The organism is Psychrobacter sp. PSi21, from assembly GCF_054960615.1.
The window spans coordinates 1-215 of record NZ_JBHNYR010000063.1 but is presented as its reverse complement, the minus strand read 5'-3'; the positions used below and the strand labels follow the sequence as shown (position 1 = coordinate 215).

The 215-nt window shown below is 53.5% G+C and carries 1 protein-coding gene; it reads left to right on the top strand.

The window, feature by feature from the left end; translation table 11 throughout:
* Window positions 1-215, top strand: a 215-nt coding sequence (locus ACFI32_RS14900; RefSeq protein WP_462627403.1) for an Ig-like domain-containing protein, incomplete at both ends; no start/stop codon positions are given.

Sequence of the window (215 nt, the reverse complement as noted above, 5' to 3'; positions counted from 1 at the left end):
ATCAGTGGTACCGCCGAGCCCAATACCGTTGTTGACATTGATACCGATGGTAACGGCATTCCCGATTACACCGTTACCGCTGATGGCAACGGTGACTACAATGTGGACACCAGCAATGCGCCATTGGTAGATGGTGAAACCATTCAAATCACCGCCACCGACAATGCGGGCAACACCAGTGATCCGGTAGACATCGTGGCCAACGTGATCGTCGC